13 protein-coding genes are annotated in these 16,070 nt (G+C 70.6%); 3 read left to right on the forward strand and 10 right to left on the reverse strand.

Features of this window, described 5'->3' with window-relative positions; translation table 11 throughout:
* Nucleotides 1-503: alcohol dehydrogenase catalytic domain-containing protein (locus AC07FA_RS33765; protein ID WP_479080167.1), on the reverse strand; the 503-nt coding region annotated here is incomplete at its 3' end.
* A gap of 375 nt (nt 504-878) precedes the next feature.
* On the opposite strand from AC07FA_RS33765, the gene AC07FA_RS33770 reads away from it, so the two are divergent.
* The 3 genes from AC07FA_RS33770 (at nt 879) to AC07FA_RS33780 (ending at nt 4,144) form a co-directional block, all read left to right on the forward strand.
* Nucleotides 879-1,595, forward strand: coding sequence for an AfsR/SARP family transcriptional regulator (locus tag AC07FA_RS33770; protein ID WP_479080168.1), 717 nt, complete (start codon nt 879-881; stop codon nt 1,593-1,595).
* A gap of 147 nt (nt 1,596-1,742) precedes the next feature.
* Entirely contained in the window at nt 1,743-2,591 is an 849-nt protein-coding gene (locus AC07FA_RS33775) for a sterol desaturase family protein (RefSeq protein WP_479080169.1), read from the forward strand.
* Entirely contained in the window at nt 2,588-4,144 is a 1,557-nt protein-coding gene (locus AC07FA_RS33780) for an MFS transporter (RefSeq protein WP_479080170.1), read from the forward strand. Before AC07FA_RS33775 ends, AC07FA_RS33780 begins: the two co-directional genes overlap by 4 nt.
* Before the next feature lie 68 nt (nt 4,145-4,212).
* On the opposite strand, the gene AC07FA_RS33785 is transcribed toward AC07FA_RS33780, so the two are convergent.
* The 9 genes from AC07FA_RS33785 to AC07FA_RS33825 all read right to left on the reverse strand — a co-directional run bounded on the left by AC07FA_RS33785 (nt 4,213) and on the right by AC07FA_RS33825 (nt 16,025).
* Entirely contained in the window at nt 4,213-6,435 is a 2,223-nt protein-coding gene (locus tag AC07FA_RS33785) for an FAD/NAD(P)-binding protein (protein ID WP_479080171.1), read from the reverse strand.
* Nucleotides 6,432-7,625, reverse strand: a complete 1,194-nt coding sequence (locus AC07FA_RS33790) for a 2-aminoethylphosphonate aminotransferase (protein ID WP_479080172.1) — start codon at nt 7,623-7,625, stop codon at nt 6,432-6,434. Before AC07FA_RS33790 ends, AC07FA_RS33785 begins: the two co-directional genes overlap by 4 nt.
* Complete coding sequence (aepY, locus tag AC07FA_RS33795; RefSeq protein ID WP_479080173.1) at nt 7,622-8,776, reverse strand: phosphonopyruvate decarboxylase; 1,155 nt, start codon at nt 8,774-8,776, stop codon at nt 7,622-7,624. Before aepY ends, AC07FA_RS33790 begins: the two co-directional genes overlap by 4 nt.
* Entirely contained in the window at nt 8,773-10,338 is a 1,566-nt protein-coding gene (locus tag AC07FA_RS33800) for an isocitrate lyase/phosphoenolpyruvate mutase family protein (RefSeq protein ID WP_479080174.1), read from the reverse strand. Before AC07FA_RS33800 ends, aepY begins: the two co-directional genes overlap by 4 nt.
* Before the next feature lie 81 nt (nt 10,339-10,419).
* Entirely contained in the window at nt 10,420-11,247 is an 828-nt protein-coding gene (locus AC07FA_RS33805) for an aldo/keto reductase (protein ID WP_479080175.1), read from the reverse strand.
* Nucleotides 11,244-12,494, reverse strand: a complete 1,251-nt coding sequence (locus AC07FA_RS33810) for a cytochrome P450 (protein WP_479080176.1) — start codon at nt 12,492-12,494, stop codon at nt 11,244-11,246. The genes AC07FA_RS33805 and AC07FA_RS33810 overlap by 4 nt, the downstream gene beginning before the upstream one ends.
* Nucleotides 12,495-12,544: 50 nt before the next feature.
* Nucleotides 12,545-13,525 (reverse strand): 3-oxoacyl-ACP synthase III family protein, encoded by a 981-nt coding sequence (locus AC07FA_RS33815; protein WP_479080177.1) that lies wholly within the window; start codon nt 13,523-13,525, stop codon nt 12,545-12,547.
* On the reverse strand, nt 13,522-14,766 hold the full coding sequence (locus tag AC07FA_RS33820) for a flavin-containing monooxygenase (RefSeq protein ID WP_479080178.1): 1,245 nt from the start codon (nt 14,764-14,766) through the stop codon (nt 13,522-13,524). Before AC07FA_RS33820 ends, AC07FA_RS33815 begins: the two co-directional genes overlap by 4 nt.
* Nucleotides 14,763-16,025, reverse strand: coding sequence for an acyltransferase family protein (locus tag AC07FA_RS33825; RefSeq protein ID WP_479080179.1), 1,263 nt, complete (start codon nt 16,023-16,025; stop codon nt 14,763-14,765). The genes AC07FA_RS33820 and AC07FA_RS33825 overlap by 4 nt, the downstream gene beginning before the upstream one ends.
* Nucleotides 16,026-16,070 lie beyond the last annotated feature (45 nt).

The following is a 16,070-nucleotide window of genomic DNA, read 5'->3' on the forward strand; positions in this document are numbered from 1 at the left end:
CAGATCCGCTGCTCGGGGTCGAGCATCGTGTCGTTGTGGCCGTCGGAGGACTCCAGCTCGACCGAGAGGCAGTGCGCGACGACCTCGTCACCCGGCTGCCAGGCGTTCACACCAGGGCCGGTGCGCAGCACGACACCCGCCAGGTCCGAGCCGATGACGTGGTACGGGAGGTTGTGACGGGCGGCCAGCTCACCGCGCTGCGCGTACCGCTCCAGGAACCCGAACGTCGCCATCGGCTCGAAGATCGAGCTCCAGACCGTGTTGTAGTTGACCGAACTGGCCATGACCGCCACCAGGGCCTCGCCCGGGCCGAGCTCCGGCACCGGCACGTCCTCGATGTGGAGGGACTTGCGCGGGTCCTTCTCCCGGCTGGCCATCCCGGTGAACATGCCGACGTCCTCCTTGCGCAGGACGACGCCCCGGTAACTATCCGGAATCCGGAGGGATTCGAAATCCTTCGCTGTCGCATCGCCTGCAAGAACGGTTTCGATGACTTCCTTCACGTGATTTTCCTTGCAAAATAGGGACCGCCGAAAGAACGTGCGCCGGCAAGGCAGCCTAGGCAGCCCCCCCCGTGTGGATAACCCCTATTCGGCGAAACCCGTGCGGCACCGAATGGGGCCCCCAGAGGGCTACGGGTGCCGGCAAGGAGTAGGGGGCACGCGACGACCGCCCCGTATACCTACGGGGCTCCCGGGGCCGAGGCCGTTTTATGGGTTGCTCGTACCGGCGGTCTCCGGCATCGTCCCACTGCGGCCGCAATTCGCGGTCCGCTGTTTGGTTACCACCAAACGCGACGGGGGGAACGTGTGGTGCGCTTCAAGGTGTTGGGTCCGTTAGAGCTGGTGGAGGCCGACAGGGCGGTGACGCCGCAGCCCATGAAGATCAGGTCGGTCCTCGCCCTGCTCTGCGTGAACGCCGGGAACGTCGTCTCCCGGGACAGCCTGGTCGAGGCGCTGTGGGCGGGTCATCCGCCCAGGACCGCGCGCACCGCGCTGCAGGTCTACGTGTCGAAGCTGCGCAAGTACCTCGACGCGCACGGCGGACTCGCGGACCGGCTGATCACCAAGCCGCACGGCTACGTTCTGGAGGTGCGGGCCGGGGAGCTCGACCTGCACGAGTTCGACCGCCATGTGCAGCAGGCCCGGGCGGCCACGGCCGCAGGCTGCCCGGAGGAAGCGCTGACCAGCCTCCATGCCGCCCACGCCCTGTGGCGCGGTGGCGCCCTGGCGGATCTCCGGGGGCTGCCCACGTTCGACAATCTCGCCCGGCAGCTGGACGAGAGGCGCATCGAGGTCCTGGAGCGGCGGATCGACATCCAGCTGAGCCTGGGCCGGCACAAGCACGTCGTCGCCGAGCTGTACGGCCTGGCCGGCGAACACTCGACGTGGGAGACCATCCACGCGCAGCTCATGCTTGCTCTGTACCGCAGTGGACGCGTCGCGGAGGCTCTGGAGGCGTATCGCCGGCTCCGCGACGCGCTGGTCCACGAGCTCGGACTGGAACCCGGCGAGCGGATACGGCTGCTGCACGCGGCCATCCTGGCGAGGGACCCCTCGCTGGAGGCCCGCCAGGTTCTTCCGGCCGTCTGCTGATTAGCGGAATTTTAGCGGGATCAATACTGCCCGCTGTTATTGTCGCTGCGCCCGGACAGGGCCATAAGCCACTCGATGTTTCCATCGTCCGATACAGCGGGGGAATTCTTGCTATCTCATCTATCGGAACGCCTTCACGATCCCATCATGTACGCGCTTCCCGCCGTCGCACTTATTATCCTCGTCGAATTCATAGCGATACGCTTCGACGACGAGGATCGCGAGCGCTTCTCGAAGAAGGACACCCGCGCCAACATCCTCACCGGGCTCGGGGCCCTGGTCATCTCCAGTGTGCTGCGTACCGCGGCTCTGGTCTTCTACGCGTGGATCTACGTCTACGTCGCGCCGTTCCATCTGCCCGCGGACGCCTGGTACACGTGGGTCGTTCTCTTCGTCGCGGTCGACCTCACCATCTACTGCTACCACCGCATGACCCACCGCATCAGACTGCTGTGGGCCGGACACCAGGTCCACCACTCCAGCGAGTACCTGAACGTCTCGGTCGCCCTGCGGCGCAAGTGGGCGCAGTGGTTCGAGAAGCTGATGTGGCTGCCGCTCCCGCTGATGGGTGTCCCGCCCTCCCTGGTCTTCACGATGCACTCGCTGCATCTCATCTACGGGCTCTTCGCGCACACCGAGAAGATCGGCAAGCTCCCGCGCCCGATCGAGGCGATCTTGGTGACGCCCTCCCACCACCGGGTGCACCACGGCAGCGACCCGGAGTACCTGGACAAGAACTACGGCAGCATGCTGATCATCTGGGACCGGATGTTCGGCACGTTCCAGCCGGAGCTCCACCGCCCCACGTACGGACTGACGAAGCAGATCGGCACGCACAGCATCTGGCGCATCCAGGCTCACGAGTTCGCCCAGATGTTCCGTGACATCCGCGGCGCGGCCTCCTGGCGTGATCGCGCCGGATACGTGTTCGGGCCGCCCGGCTGGCAGCCTCCGCAGGCCCGGAACAGCCCGGCCCCGGAACGTACCGCGGCATGAACCGCCTGCGCGGGCACCCGTGGCTCACGCTGGCGCCCCTTGCCCTCGGCGGCATGATGGTGTCCCTGGACACCACGGTCGTCGCCGTCGCGCAGCCCGCCATGCAGGCCGGTCTCGGGGCGTCGGTCGGGGACATCCAGTGGGTGACGACGGGCTACCTGCTGGCGCTGGCGGCCATGCTCGTCGTCGCCGGCAAGCTCGGCGACCGGCTGGGACACCGTCGGGTGTTCCTGGCGGGGTCGGCGGGCTTCGTCGCGACGTCCGTCGCCATCGGCCTGTCCACGGACATCACATGGATCATCGCACTGCGGGTGGTCCAGGGCGTGTTCGGGGCACTGATGCAGCCGCCGACCCTCGCCCTGCTGCGTGCGACGTTCCCCACGGACCATCTGAACGTGCCGATCGCCGTGCGCAGCGGGGCGCTCGGGATCGCTACCGCCGCCGGTCCGGTCGTCGGTGGGCTGTTGGTGGAGTACAGCGGCTGGGAGTCCATCTTCTTCATCAACCTGCCCCTCGGCGTCGTGACCATCGCGATGGGCCTGCTGGTCCTGCGGGAGGCGCGCCCGGACGCGGCGGCGAGATCCTCGGACCCCGTGGCCGTGGTCCTGCTCGCCGGAGCGCTGCTCGCGCTGTTGTGGGGATCGGTTCAGGCACCCGAATACGGCTGGGGCGACATCAGGATCTGGGCGTCACTCGCCGGCGCCTGTGTCCTGGGCGCCGGCTTCTGCGTGTGGGAGGCACGGGCGACCGAACCGCTCGTGCCCCTGTCGCTGTTCCGCTCACCCGCGTTCTCGGCCGGGGTGCTGCTCATGGTGCTGGTCTCCTTCATCATGTTCGGCGTGCCCTTCGTCTGCACGTTCTTCCTCCAGAACGTGCTGGGCCTGTCCCCGCTGCAGTGCGGCGTCCTGGTGCTGTGGCTGACCCTCGCCATGGTCGTGGCGGGTATCGCCACAGGCCTGTTGATGCGGCGCACCGGTACGCGGGCACCGGCTCTGCTGGGCATGGCGCTCACGGCCGTCGCCGCGGCGGGTCTGGCGCACGCCACCGGCACCGGGTCGTCCCTGGGCGAACTGCGGCTGTGGTTCGTCGTGCTGGGGCTCGGCTTCAGCGCCGTGATCGTGGCTTCCACCCATCTCATCGTCGCCGCCGCGCCGTTGCGCCACGCGGGCGTCGCCGGAGGGCTCCAGCAGACCGCCATGCAGGTGGGTGGAAGCCTGGGCACGGCCGTGCTGGGCGCCGTACTCGTGGCCCGCGTGGACGGACTTCTTCCGCGGCGTCTCACCGAGAGCGGCGTACGGCTGTCGGGGCCGGAACTGGACGAGGCGGCCCGTTCGGTCTCGCTGGGCATCACACCGCGATGGTTCGGACCCGAGGCGGCGTCCGTCGTGCCGGGCACCTTCATCGACGCCATGGACACCACCCTCCTGATCTCGGGCGCCGTGGCGGCCCTCGCCGCCCTGGCCGGGTGGCTGATGCTGCGCGGTCCCGCGGCGAAGGCGGCGGCACCGGACGAGGAGAAGGAAGGGGAGGAAGTGGTGAGGACGACGGTGTAGAGGACCGGCCGAGCAACCACAGGGGGCGGGAACCGCGACTGCGGTTCCCGCCCCCTGTGGTTGCCGGTTCATACCCTCGCGCCGGCCGCTTCGACGCTCTCCAGCAGCCGCCAGAAGTCCTGGAGCCACGTGAGCGTGTCCCGCATGACGTAGTGGTCGGCGCCCGGGCGGAGCGCGGAGAGCAGGAACGACCTGCGGCCCTCCGCCGCCGGACCCAGCACGGTGAGCCGTTCCTCGACGGTCCCGTCGGCGCGCACGGGATGGAAACGGTCGGTGAGGTCGAGCCCGCCGGGTTCGAAGCTGTCGCCCGACTCGGAGGCGTTGCGCCACAGCCGTACGGTTCCGTGCTCCAGCAGGTTGCGGAACAGCGGCGACGCGTCCAGCTGCGGGTCGAAGGGGTGGACCCTGGCGTCGGCCAGGGTGTCCACCTGGCGGGACGCCCCGGTGGCCGGCCCGTCGACGCGGAAGCACCCGGCCGTCGTGTCCCTGACGACGACCGCTCCGGGACCGGTGCCGACATCGAGCACACCGTGCCGGATCAGCGCCCGGACACGGGACATGACGTCGGCGGCCGCTCCGTTGGCGAGCCGGTTGTGGACCCGTACGTACCGCGAGAGGAAGACGCGCTGGGACGCGGGGGTGAGACCGCCGTCGTCCACCGCGTACGAGATGACCCCGCGCAGATCCCGCCACACCCCGTCCGCGGCTGCTTTGTGGGGGTTGTCCAGATTGCCGTGCACGGCCCACACGTGGTCACGGTCCATGAAGTCGAGGACCGCCGCCCGGTATTCCTCAGGTGACCGCGAGGAGCCCGGGTCCAGGGGAGCGAGGGTGCGCTCCCAGCTGAAGCGGTTCCCGTGCGGCTGCTCGTCGAGCCGCCAGGGCGAGACCCACGAGGCGGCGGCGCGCTCCGGCGCGGCGAGGTTGCGGCACAGGGCGGCCCGGGTGGCCGCCTCCCGCTCGGCCCCGAAGACCACCCCGATCCAGCGCAGCACGGTGGCCTCCACCGGCAGGCCGGGCAGGCCCGCCTCCGCCTGCGCCACCGTCACGCGGCCGTGCAGGACCCCGTCGACCACGTCGGCCAGCTCGCTCACGGCGGCCTCCAGCGGACCGAGCAGTCGCGCCGGGTCGTCCGGGCGCTCGCCGTGTGGAGGACCGCCCGCCAGGAACCCGCGGTAGACGCCCGCGAGCCGGTCGCCGAAGAAGTCGGCCGCATGACCGCCGAAGAGGGTCGTGTAGTGGACGAACGCCATCTCCAGGACCACGAGCGGCAGGACGTCCCGCTCGAAGTCCAGCTGGCCGGGCCCCGCGCCCGCCCTGGGAACGCCGACACTCGCCCGCAGCTGGTCCACGGCCGAAGGCGTCAGGAACACCCCCCGGTGTTCGAGGCGGGCCGGGTCGGCAGCCTTGTGGTTGTCGGGACGGGCGAAGGTGAACAGGCCCGTCTCGCTGAAGGCCAGCAGCTTCGCGGGCTCCTCCCCGCTGGGCAGGTAGCGCAGGCCGAGCCGCCCGTCGGGTACGAAGCTTCCCCCTCGTCCCTCCGTGAGGAAGAGGATCTCGTCGATCGCCGTGAGACCCATCCCGGCGATGCCCACGACACGGCCGGCGCCACTGACATCGGCCGGCAGCGCCTTGTCCAGCGGGTAGGCGTACGGGACGTAGGAGGATCCGGTGCGGTGAGCGAAGTCCATCAGCGCCCGCGACCGCGCGGACCGGCGCGGATCGTGGTGGGTGTGACCGGTCACCATCAGCACCTGGTCGCAGGGGAACCCGGCGCCGCCGGCCACATGGACCGTCAGGCCCTCGCCCTCCCGCCGTACGTCCACGACCTCCTCGTGGTGGAGGAACACCTCGACATGCGGATGCGAGCGCAGCTCGGCCAGGTAGCTGTCGAACATGTCCTGGAGCGCCATGCCGTGGACATAGCGCTTGGGCCAGTCCTCGGGGCCGAGGTCGAGGTCGGGGTGGCCGGTCTGTGCGAACCGGCGCCGGCACCACTCGTGGAGGGTGGGACGCAGAGCCGGCGGGCGCAGCGGCCCGGCGTCCTTCACCGACTCGTCGGCGGCGAACGACACCTGGTCGCCGATCCGGTTGAGATAGCTCGTCCTCGGCTGCGTCGGGCTGTGGGCCTCCCCGGAACCGAACTCCCCGCTCCGCTCGAAGACCCGTATCTCGAGCGAGCGTCCCTGGCCGAGGCGGCCGACATCGGCCGACAGCCGTTCCAGGGCGTACGTGGCGCGGGGCCCGCCACCGACGACGGCCAGCCGGTGGACCCTCGGTGTGGCGGTCACGCCGCCTCCCCGGGCCCGGTGCGTACGGGTGCGGACCGCCCCGGCCCGGAGAGCGCCGCGCCGAGCGCGGCGAGGAACCTGTCGATCTCCCGCTCGTCCATGGCGCCCATGGTGGAGAGGCGGAAGAAGCCGCCTGCCAGCTGGTCCTGGGCCGCGTAGATCACGAACCCGGCCCGCTTGCAGGCTTGGTGCAGGCTCTCGTACGGCACTCCGGCGGGCAGCTGGATCGCGCTCAGGCTCACCGCGCGGTGCTCGGGCGCCAGCATGATGCGCAGCCCCAGCTCCGTCAGGCCCGCGCGCAGCCGCTCGGCGAGGGCGCGGTAGCGCGCGCCCCTGGCGGCGACACCCTCGGCGAGTGCGAGGTCCAGGGCCGCCTCGAAGGCGTAGAACACGGGGACCGACGGTGTGAAGGCGGGGGCGCCGGCCTTTTCCTGTGCCTGGTAGTGGCGGTTCAGGTCGAGGTAGTACGTGTGCGCGGGGTGAGCGGCGAGGCCGTCGAAGTCGCGCCGGGAGGCGGAGACGAAGGAGACGCCCGGCATGCCCTCCAGGCACTTGTTCGCCGTTCCGACCAGCCAGTCGATGCCGTCCCGCGTGATGTCCAGGGTCTCCGCGCCCACACTGCTGATGGCGTCCACGATGGTGCGGCACCCGTGCTCGTGGGCCACAGCGCCGATGCCGGCGACGTCGTTGAGCATCCCCGTGCTGGTCTCGTGGTGCACCACGGCGACATGGGTGAGGGACGGGTCGGCGGCCAGGGCGCGGCCGACCGCCGCCGGGTCCACCGGGGTGCCCCAGCCGAGGTCGAGGTGGGTGACGCGGAGGCCGTGGACGCGCGCGATGTCGAACAGCCGCTTGCCGTAGTGGCCGTTGTCGACCACCAGCAGCCCGCCGTCCGCCGGGATCGACGAGGTCACGGCGGCCTCCAGCGCGGCTGTGCCGGAGCCGGTGAGCAGGACGGACGTGTGATCCGTGCCGCCTCCGCAGACCGCGGTGACCTTGCGCCGGATGCGGTTCATGAGCTCGCCGAACTCCGGCTCGCGATGGCACATGTCGGGGCCGCCGAGTGCGCTGCGCACCGCTTCGACGGTGTTCACCGGGCCGGGGTTCATCAGCACCAGGCGGCGCCCGGGGGCGGCGGCTTCGGCCGGGCCGGTGGCTTCGGCCGGGACAGCGAAGGAGTCGCTGGTCACGAGGCGATCATCTCCTGGAATCGAGCGGCGGAGGCCGGCGGTGGCAGGGCGGGGCGCCCCAGCCCGGGGTCGGAGTACGAAGCGATGCGTACGCGCAGGAGCGAGGGCCCGATGTGCGAGAGCTGATGCTTCAGCGCGGCCGTCAGGCCCTCGGGGCTCGTCACCTCGGCGGCCTGGATGTAGCCGCACGCTGCCGCCACCTCGGTGAAGTTCAGGTGGGCGGACCCGGTCGGCTGGCCGCCCGTGGACTCGTACGCCTCGTTGTCGAGAATGATGTGCAGCAGGTTGGGCGGGCCCAGCCGGCCGATCGTGGCCATCGCCTCCAGGCGCATGAGCGCGGCGCCGTCGCCGTCGAGTACGACCAGCTGGCGGGCAGGTGCGTGCAGGGCGATACCCAGGGCGATGCTGGAGGCACAGCCCATGGAGCCGACGACGTAGAGGTTCCCGGGCCGGTCCCACGCGTGCTCCAGTTCGCGGGCCGTCTTGCCTGTGGTGGCGACGACCAGGGCCCGTTCACCGACGACGCGCATCACGTGGGCGATGGCCTCGCTGCGGAGCATGTGCCCGCCGGCTGCCTCCTCCCGCGGGTTCGCTTCGGGCGCCGCGGCCGGGACCTGAGCGCCGCGCTCCGCGGGCGCGTAGCGGGCGATGGCCCCCTTGCGGACGACGAAGGCGAAGGGCAGTCCCGTCTCCCGCATGTGCGCGTCGGCCACCAGCAGGCGTTCGCGCAGCGTCGCCTCGTCCTGAGGCAGGATCTCGTTCCGGATCTCCATGGCGGTCAGGAGGTCCGGAGTGATCCGGCCCATCAGCTCGTGCTGGGGCTCGTCGGGCGAGCCCGGCTCACCGCGCCAGGTGACGAGCAGCAGGACGGGCAGTCGCAGGGTGTGGCACAGCGAGGTCAGCGGGTTGACGGCGTTGCCGAGGCCTGAGTTCTGGAGGATGACGACCGGGTGCCGGCCGGCCAGACGCGACCCGGCGGCGATGGCCACCGCCTCGCCCTCATTGGCGGCGATGAGGTACTGGTCCGGCCGGATGTCCTGGAGGCAGCTGATCACAGGCCCGAGGAAGGAGCACGGCACCCCGGTGAACGGGCCGAGTCCCGCCTCGTCGAAGAGTGCGACGACCTTCGCGGGGTCGAGGACCGCGCTCAAGCCGTCACCTGCTCGGACACCAGCGCGGAGAGCTCACGCAGCTCGTCCTGCGAGCGCACCTGAGTCCACCCTCCGGCGACACCGGTCGCCCGGACCGTCCAGCCGGTGGCGATCAGGTCGGACAGCAGATCGGCCAGGGACACCGGGCGGTCCTGGAACGTGCTGCGCTTCTCCGCCGCCTGCTGGAGCGCGGTGAAGCCGCGCGCCGAGAAGGCCGCGACGCCGGTGAACTCACCGTCCGCCTCACCCTTCATGGGCTCACCGAGGGCTGTGACGACATGGCCGCCGGTGCCGGCGAGCAGTCGTCCGCCGATGGTCTTCGAGGACAGCGCCACCGGCACACCGCCACGCGCGGTGACATCGACCAGAACCGCGATGTCGGCGGCCGAGGTGGTCAGCCAGGTGAGCGACTCGGCGTCGGCGAAGACGTCATCGGTGCTCACCACGGTGCGGCCGGCGAACCCGGCCGGCACCTCGGCCAGCGCCGCGGCCGCGTCCCCGGCCGACTGCCCGGCGGCCTCAGGGGCCGCCACGACGTCGGCGACGCCGCTCTCCTCCAGCGCGGCGGTGCGCAGCCGGGCGAGACCGGAACGGGAGCCGTCGGGAATCCCCGGGGCGCCGACGGGCGCTCCGGGCACGATCACGGCCCGGGTGCGGGGGCCGCGCTCGCGGACGAACCGCTCCTCGTCCTGCTTCAGCGCGGCCATGCCCTGGAGATCGAAGACCGTGGCGAGCGGCGCGATGCGCTGCTCGATCCCGGTGCTGCGCCCCTCCGCGAGGATCTCGCCGAACACCTCGGTGACCGCGTTGATCCCCGCCCGCAGCCCATGGTTGGCGTAGATGACCATCTTGGCGCCCGCGGCGCCGAGTTCGTCCGCGGTGATCGTGTGATAGGTCGTGGGCACCACGACGACGGGCACGTCGAGGCGCCAGCTCCGGAGGAACTCGAGGATCGGTTCCGGAGACGAGCCCTTGGCGTGGATCAGCACGGCGTCCGCCCCGGACTCGGCGTAGGCCTCGCCCCGCTGCAACGCCTCCTCCATCCCGTGACCGGCGATCAGGGCCTCGATACGGGCGATCACCATGAGGTCCGAGCCGCGCTGGGCGCTCTTGGCGGCCTCGATCTTCCCGCAGAACTCGTCGAGTCCCGCGAGTTCCTGGCGGCCCGCGATGAAGCTGTTGACCTTGGGGAAGACCTTGTCCTCGATACTGACGGCGGCCAGCCCGGCGCGCTCGTACCGCCGAATCATGTGCATGACGTTGAGGGCGTTTCCGTACCCCGCGTCGCAGTCGGCGACGACGGGAACGTCCACCGCGCCGACCATCGAACCGGCGACGGACAGCAGTTCCGCCATCGTCAGCAGGTCGGTGTCGGGCAGCCCCTGGGACGCCGAGATCTCCAGACCGCTCGACCAGACACCGTCGAACCCCGCACGTTCCGCCAGCCGCGCTCCCAGCGGATTGTGCGCGCCGACGATCCGGACCACTCCCGGCCGTGCGAAGAGCTCCCGCAGCTGCGTCGCTCCGCCTGTGCCGGCGTTCTTCTCCCTGACGGGTTCCATGTGTCCCCCTGCTTTCCTGTGATGTCCGAACTGCTCTGCTCTGGTGTGTGCCGGTGGCGCGTCGTCGCGGCCGGACAGGCCTTACCCGTAGTCGAAGGTGTCCGGGTCCGGCCCCCAGCGCCGGCCGGAGTCGAGATCCGCGATGGCGGCCATCTCGCCGTCGTCCAGAGCGAAATCGAAGACGCGGAGGTTCTCCGCGATACGGCTCGGTGTGACCGACTTGGGGATGACCAGGTTGCCCAGCTGAAGATGCCAGCGGATCACCACCTGGGCGGGGGAGCGGCCGTGGGCCCGCGCGATCTCGCCGAGGACCGGAAGGTCCAGCAGCCCCTGCCCGGAGCCCAGCGGGCTCCACGCCTGTGTGGCGATGCCATGGGCGGTGTGGAACTCGCGCAGCTCCCGCTGCGGGAACAGCGGATGGAGTTCCACCTGGTTGACGGCCGGCACGATGTCGCAGGTCTCCATCAGCCGGGCCAGGTGCCCGGTGGTGAAGTTGGAGACCCCGATCGCCCGCGCCCTGCCGTCGGCGTGGATCTTCTCCATCGCGCGCCATGTCTCCACGTACCGGTCGCGCATGGGCAGCGGCCAGTGGATGAGGTACAGGTCGACGTGGTCGAGCCCGAGGCTCTCCAGACTCGCGTCGAAGGCGCGCAGGGTCTCCTCGGCGCCGTGGTCGCCGTTCCACAGCTTGGTCGTCACGACGATCTCGTCGCGCGGGATGCCGGAGGCGGCGACGGCGGCCCCGATGCCGCGCTCGTTGCGGTAACTGGTGGCCGTGTCGATGCTGCGGTAGCCGGCCTTCAGCGCGTTCCCGACGACGGCTTCCGCCTGGTCGTCCGGGATCTGCCACGTCCCCACGCCCAGCCGGGGGACCGTGGCGCCGGTGTTCAGGGTCACGGTGTCCGTCATGCCCTGTCCTCCAGACCGAGGTCGACCGGCAGCGAGTAGCAGCCGTGCAGGTGGGTGGTGGTACGGAACGGGATCTCGTCCTCCGGAATCGCGAGCTTCATGTTCGGGTAGCGCGTCACCAGTTGCTCCAGGACGACCTCGAGCTCGATCCGGGCCATCGCGGCGCCCAGACACACGTGGATGCCATGGCCGAACGCGAGCTGGCGCGGGTTGCGCGGGCGGTCGAGGTCGATCACGTCCGGATCGGGGAAGGCCGCCGCGTCCCAGTTCGCCGCCTGGACCGAGGCGATGACGCCCTCACCGGCGCGGATCGTGACGCCGCCCAGTTCCACGTCCTCCAGGGCCACCCGTCGCGGTGAGTCCCGGACGATGGAGTGGTAACGCAGCAGTTCCTCCACCAACGCCGGGATGACCGAGGGGTCCTGACGCGCCCGCTCCGCGAGGTCGGGCCGCTGGATCAGCGTCAGGGCCGTCAGCTCGATCTGATGGGCCGTGGTGGAGAAGCCGGCGAAGAGCAGCAGCGCCACGAACGAGACCAGCTCGATGTCGCTCAGCTCGGGATGATCGCTGATCATCATGGACAGCAGGTTGCCGTCCGGCTCCGCACGCTTGAGCTCGATCAGCTTCAGTACGTACTGCAGCAGCTCCAGCTTCGCGTGGTCGCGCTCCTCCGACTCCAGCTCGTCGTGCGCGAGCACGATCCTGACGTTGCGTTCGAAGAAGTCCAGCTCGCTGGACGGAACTCCGAGCAGCAGGCTGATGGCCGTGGCGGGAATGGGGGTGGAGAACTCCTTGACGAGATCCACCGGCTGGGGGAGCGCCTCGATGGCCTCGCACCGCTCCCGGGCGATCCGCTCGATGTCGGGGCGCATCCGTCCCATGCGCTTGGGGGTGAACTCGGCAGCCACCATGCCCCTCAGCCGCGGGTGCTCGGGCGGGTCCGCGTGCGTCATGCTCAGGGGCAGGTCCGTCCCGCCGGGCAGGTTCCAGCGGGGAAATCCCGGCGCCTTCGGATTGACGCTGAAGCCAGGCAGGGTGAGGATCTCGCGGACCAGTTCATGGCTCGTGGCCAGCCAGGCCGACGTGCCGTCGGGCATGGCCACCTGGGCCAGCGGGCTCTCCTCCCGCAGCTTGGCAACCGCCTCCGGCGGGGCGAAAGGGCAACCGGCGGGGGCGCCTTGGGGGAGTTCGGGCAGCTCGGTCGGTCCGAGGCGGTCCGAGGCGCCGGTGTTCACGTCAACAGTCATTTCTTCCACCACTTCACGGCTCATTGCTGGACGGCTCGCCCCGTACGGGCTCACCACTTCACGACGGCGGCGCACGCCGCTGTCCCGCCACCGAGACCGGCGAGCATCACGCGGTCGCCGCGCTCGATGCGCCCCTGCTGCACTTCGATGGCGAGGGTCAGGGGAATGGAGGCGGCCCCGGTGTTACCGAACCGGTCCGCCGACAGCGCCACCTTGCCGGGAGCGACCCCGAGCCACTTGGTGCACAGCTCGACCATGCGCGCACTTCCCTGGTGCAGTACGAACCGGTCGATGTCGGCCAGGGACAGCCCGGCCTCCTCGCACGCCTGGTGCGCGACGACCGGCAGCGCCTTCTCGGCCCAGGTGACGATCGAGCGGCCCTCCATCTCGAACCGGTCGGCCAGCGGGTCCGCCGAGTCCCGCAGCGGCAGCGCGCTGCCACCCCCGCGCACCCGTACCAGGTCCAGGTGCTCGGGCTGGCACCGGGCCACGACACTGATGAGTCCGGAGTCCTCGGTCGGCGGTTCGAGGATGACGGCGCCGGCGCCGTCGCCGAACAGGCTCACCGTCCTGCGGTCCGCCGGATTCACGATCGAGGAGTACTTGTCGGCGCCGATGAGGGCCACCGGGCCGCGGCGGCGCCACCCCTCGACCGCACCGAGCCCGTAGAGGAACCCGGCACAGACGCCGTTGACGTCGAAGGCGGGCATCCCCGTGAGTCCCAGGCGGGCCAGGACGAAGGCCGCCGTCGGCGGTTGGGGCTGATCCGGGGTGGATGTGCAGACGACCACCCCGGCCAGGTCCTCGCCGCGCAGGCCCGCGTCCTCCAGGGCCATGGACAGGGCCCGGGCCGCCAGCGCGGAGGTCGGCTCGTCGGCTGCCGCGTACCGGCGCTCCTCGACGCCGGTGCGGTCGACGACCCAGCCGGGGTCCGCACCGCTCCAGCGGGAGATCGTCTCGTTGTCGATACGCAGACCGGGGACGTGCCACCCCAGGCCCGCGACACCCATCCGCTGCTCAGTTGTCTTCATCGGTATGCCTCGTAGACCTTCTCCAGAGTGCGGGCGGTGACGCGGGAACCGGTTCCCGAGGGAGCCGGGGCCCCAGGTGGCGCGCCCTTGCCGGGGCGCGCTCCGCTCAGTGCGCGGGCGACGGCCGCCGCCTGGGACTCGGCACAGCGGACTGCCGCCTCGCCGCACCGGAACCGGTTCATCAGGAACAGGCCGCTGTATCCCGGCGCCTCCAGTGCCAGGCCGAGCCCGCCCTCGCGCAGCACCCGCTGCGCGCCGGCCGGCAGGTGCGGCGAGCTCTCACGGAACCCCGTGGCGGCGATGACCGCGTCGAACTTCTCAGCGGACCCGTCGGCGAACCGCACCGCCTCCTGCTCCAGGGCCGCGACGTGGCTGTACACGCGCAAGCGGCCATGGCTCAGGTGCGACAGGAAGTGGTCGCTCAGCACGGGGGTCGACTCGGCCAGCGGCTTGCCGGGCGCCGGCAGACCGTACGCGGTGTAGGAGCCCGTGAGCCGCCGTACGACCGACTCCGCCACCCGTGCGGCGAGCCCGCCGACGAGCGGGACCCGCTGCAGCCGGCCGTCCGACGAGTGGTCGACCGGCTTGCCCAGGACGACCTTCGGCAGATGCCACTTCGGTGTCCGGATGCTGATGCCGACACTGGCCGCCCCGGCGACGAGGTCACAGGCGATGTCGACGGCGGAGGCGCCGTTCCCCACCACCAGGACGTGCTTGCCGCGGTACGGATCGGCGTTCCGGTACGCCGAGGAGTGCACGTACGCGTAGGCCGGATCGGCGGCCGACGGGACCCGGGGGCCCCGGGGTTCCCCGTTGTGCCCCGTGGCGTCGACGACCGCGTCGAACTCCGCCTCCGCGGCCGCGCCGTCGCGCTCCGTCCAGCGGACCAGCCAGCCGCCGTCCGGACGCCGGGCGACCGAGGTCACCCGGCACTCCCAGTGACGCTCCGCGCCGTCGCACTCGGTGGCGACCTCTTCGAGGTAGGCCGCGTAGGCCGAGTGGTGCAGGTACTGGACCGGGGCCTCCGCACGGACCGGGCTGCCGGTGAAGGCGCTTCGCTCCCGTGACGTGTTCAGGTACAGCGCGTCGTACACCCGGCTGTGCCGCGAGGAGGAACTCCACAGGCCGCCGGCCTCCCGGTCCTCGGAGAGCCAGTGCAGGGAACCGGCGGGAAGGTGGCGCTGGAGTTCGCGTACGGCGGCGATGCCGCAGATGCCCGAGCCGATCACACAGACCTTCACCGGGGCTGTCCCTCCGCCGTGCCGGGGTCCGCGAACAGATCGGAGCCCTTGCGGTCGCGGTACAGCTTCTTGGCGTAGTCGTAGGCGGGCACCTCGATGTACCGGTAGATCGGGATGGCGAGGAGGATGATGAGGCCGAAATACGCGAGCGCGATCGGTATCTGGTACACCGCCCCGTCGAGCGTCTCGGTCGGCAGCGACAGCGCACCGGACAGCCAGCGGATGACGAAGGGCCCGGTCGGGAGGAAGATGAGCAGCTGGATGGCGTACATCCCGTAGGACAGCTTCCCCAGTTCGACGAAGAGCCGGCGGCGCAGGAGCGAGGTCCGGCCGGCGAAGTCCGCCTGGGCCAGGGCGACCACGAGGATCGTCAGCGGGACCATGCCGATGGCGGTGCGCTGGAGCGGCCCGGGGGTGTACGTACCGATCACGTAGGCGACGGCACACAGCGACCAGGCCCGGCTGAGCCGGATGGTGGGCAGCGCACCCCGCATCAGCAGGATGCAGGCGATCATGCCGACCAGGAACTCCAGGAAGCGGTACGGCGGGAACGGCAGGGTGAACCAGTAGGCCAGATCGCCGCCCTTGGACCCCGTGCTCATGTACGTCTCGTGTCCGCCGGTGTCACCGACCGCGAAGTACGTCATCACGTACAGCGGCAGGGCGAACTCCAGGAACACCGCCGTACCCAGGAGCCAGTACAGGGCCCGGTTGGCCAGCCGGCGGACCAGGAACAGGGCCACCGGGAAGAGCAGGTAGAAGAATCCCTCCGTACTGAGCGACCACGTGACCGGGTTGACTCCGTGATAGATGTCCTGGAACGGCACCCAGGACTGGAGCAGCGTCAGGTGCAGGATCACGTTGCTCAGGCTGATCGGCATCCCGATCAGGAGGATGGCGGCGATGGCCAGCACGGACGTGAACAGGTAGACCGGTACGAGTTTGCCGACACGCTTGGCCGCGAAGTTGGCCATGCTCGTGCCCTGGCGGGTGGTGAGCGCCAGGACGAAACCGCTGAGGATGAAGAAGCTCCCCACGGCGAAGTTGCCGCTCATGGTCAGGAAGCGGGGCCTGGTCAGTGAGGCGAACTCCAGGCCGCCGCTCTCGCCGAACACCATCCTGAAGGTGGTGAAGTGGAAGAAGAACACCAGGATGGCGGCCAGCCCCCGCAGGCCGGTCAGTGAATCGAGCAGTGGTGGGCCCTTGGGCCGGGGCTGTGGGGTCTCGGCCGGCGCCTTCACCGGGCTTGGCGTGGTCATCCAGGTACTCCCGTTTGCTGTGTCTCTCGTAGGACTTCCGGCGCT

The sequence above is a fragment of the Streptomyces sp. NPDC045968 genome, assembly GCF_056430475.1.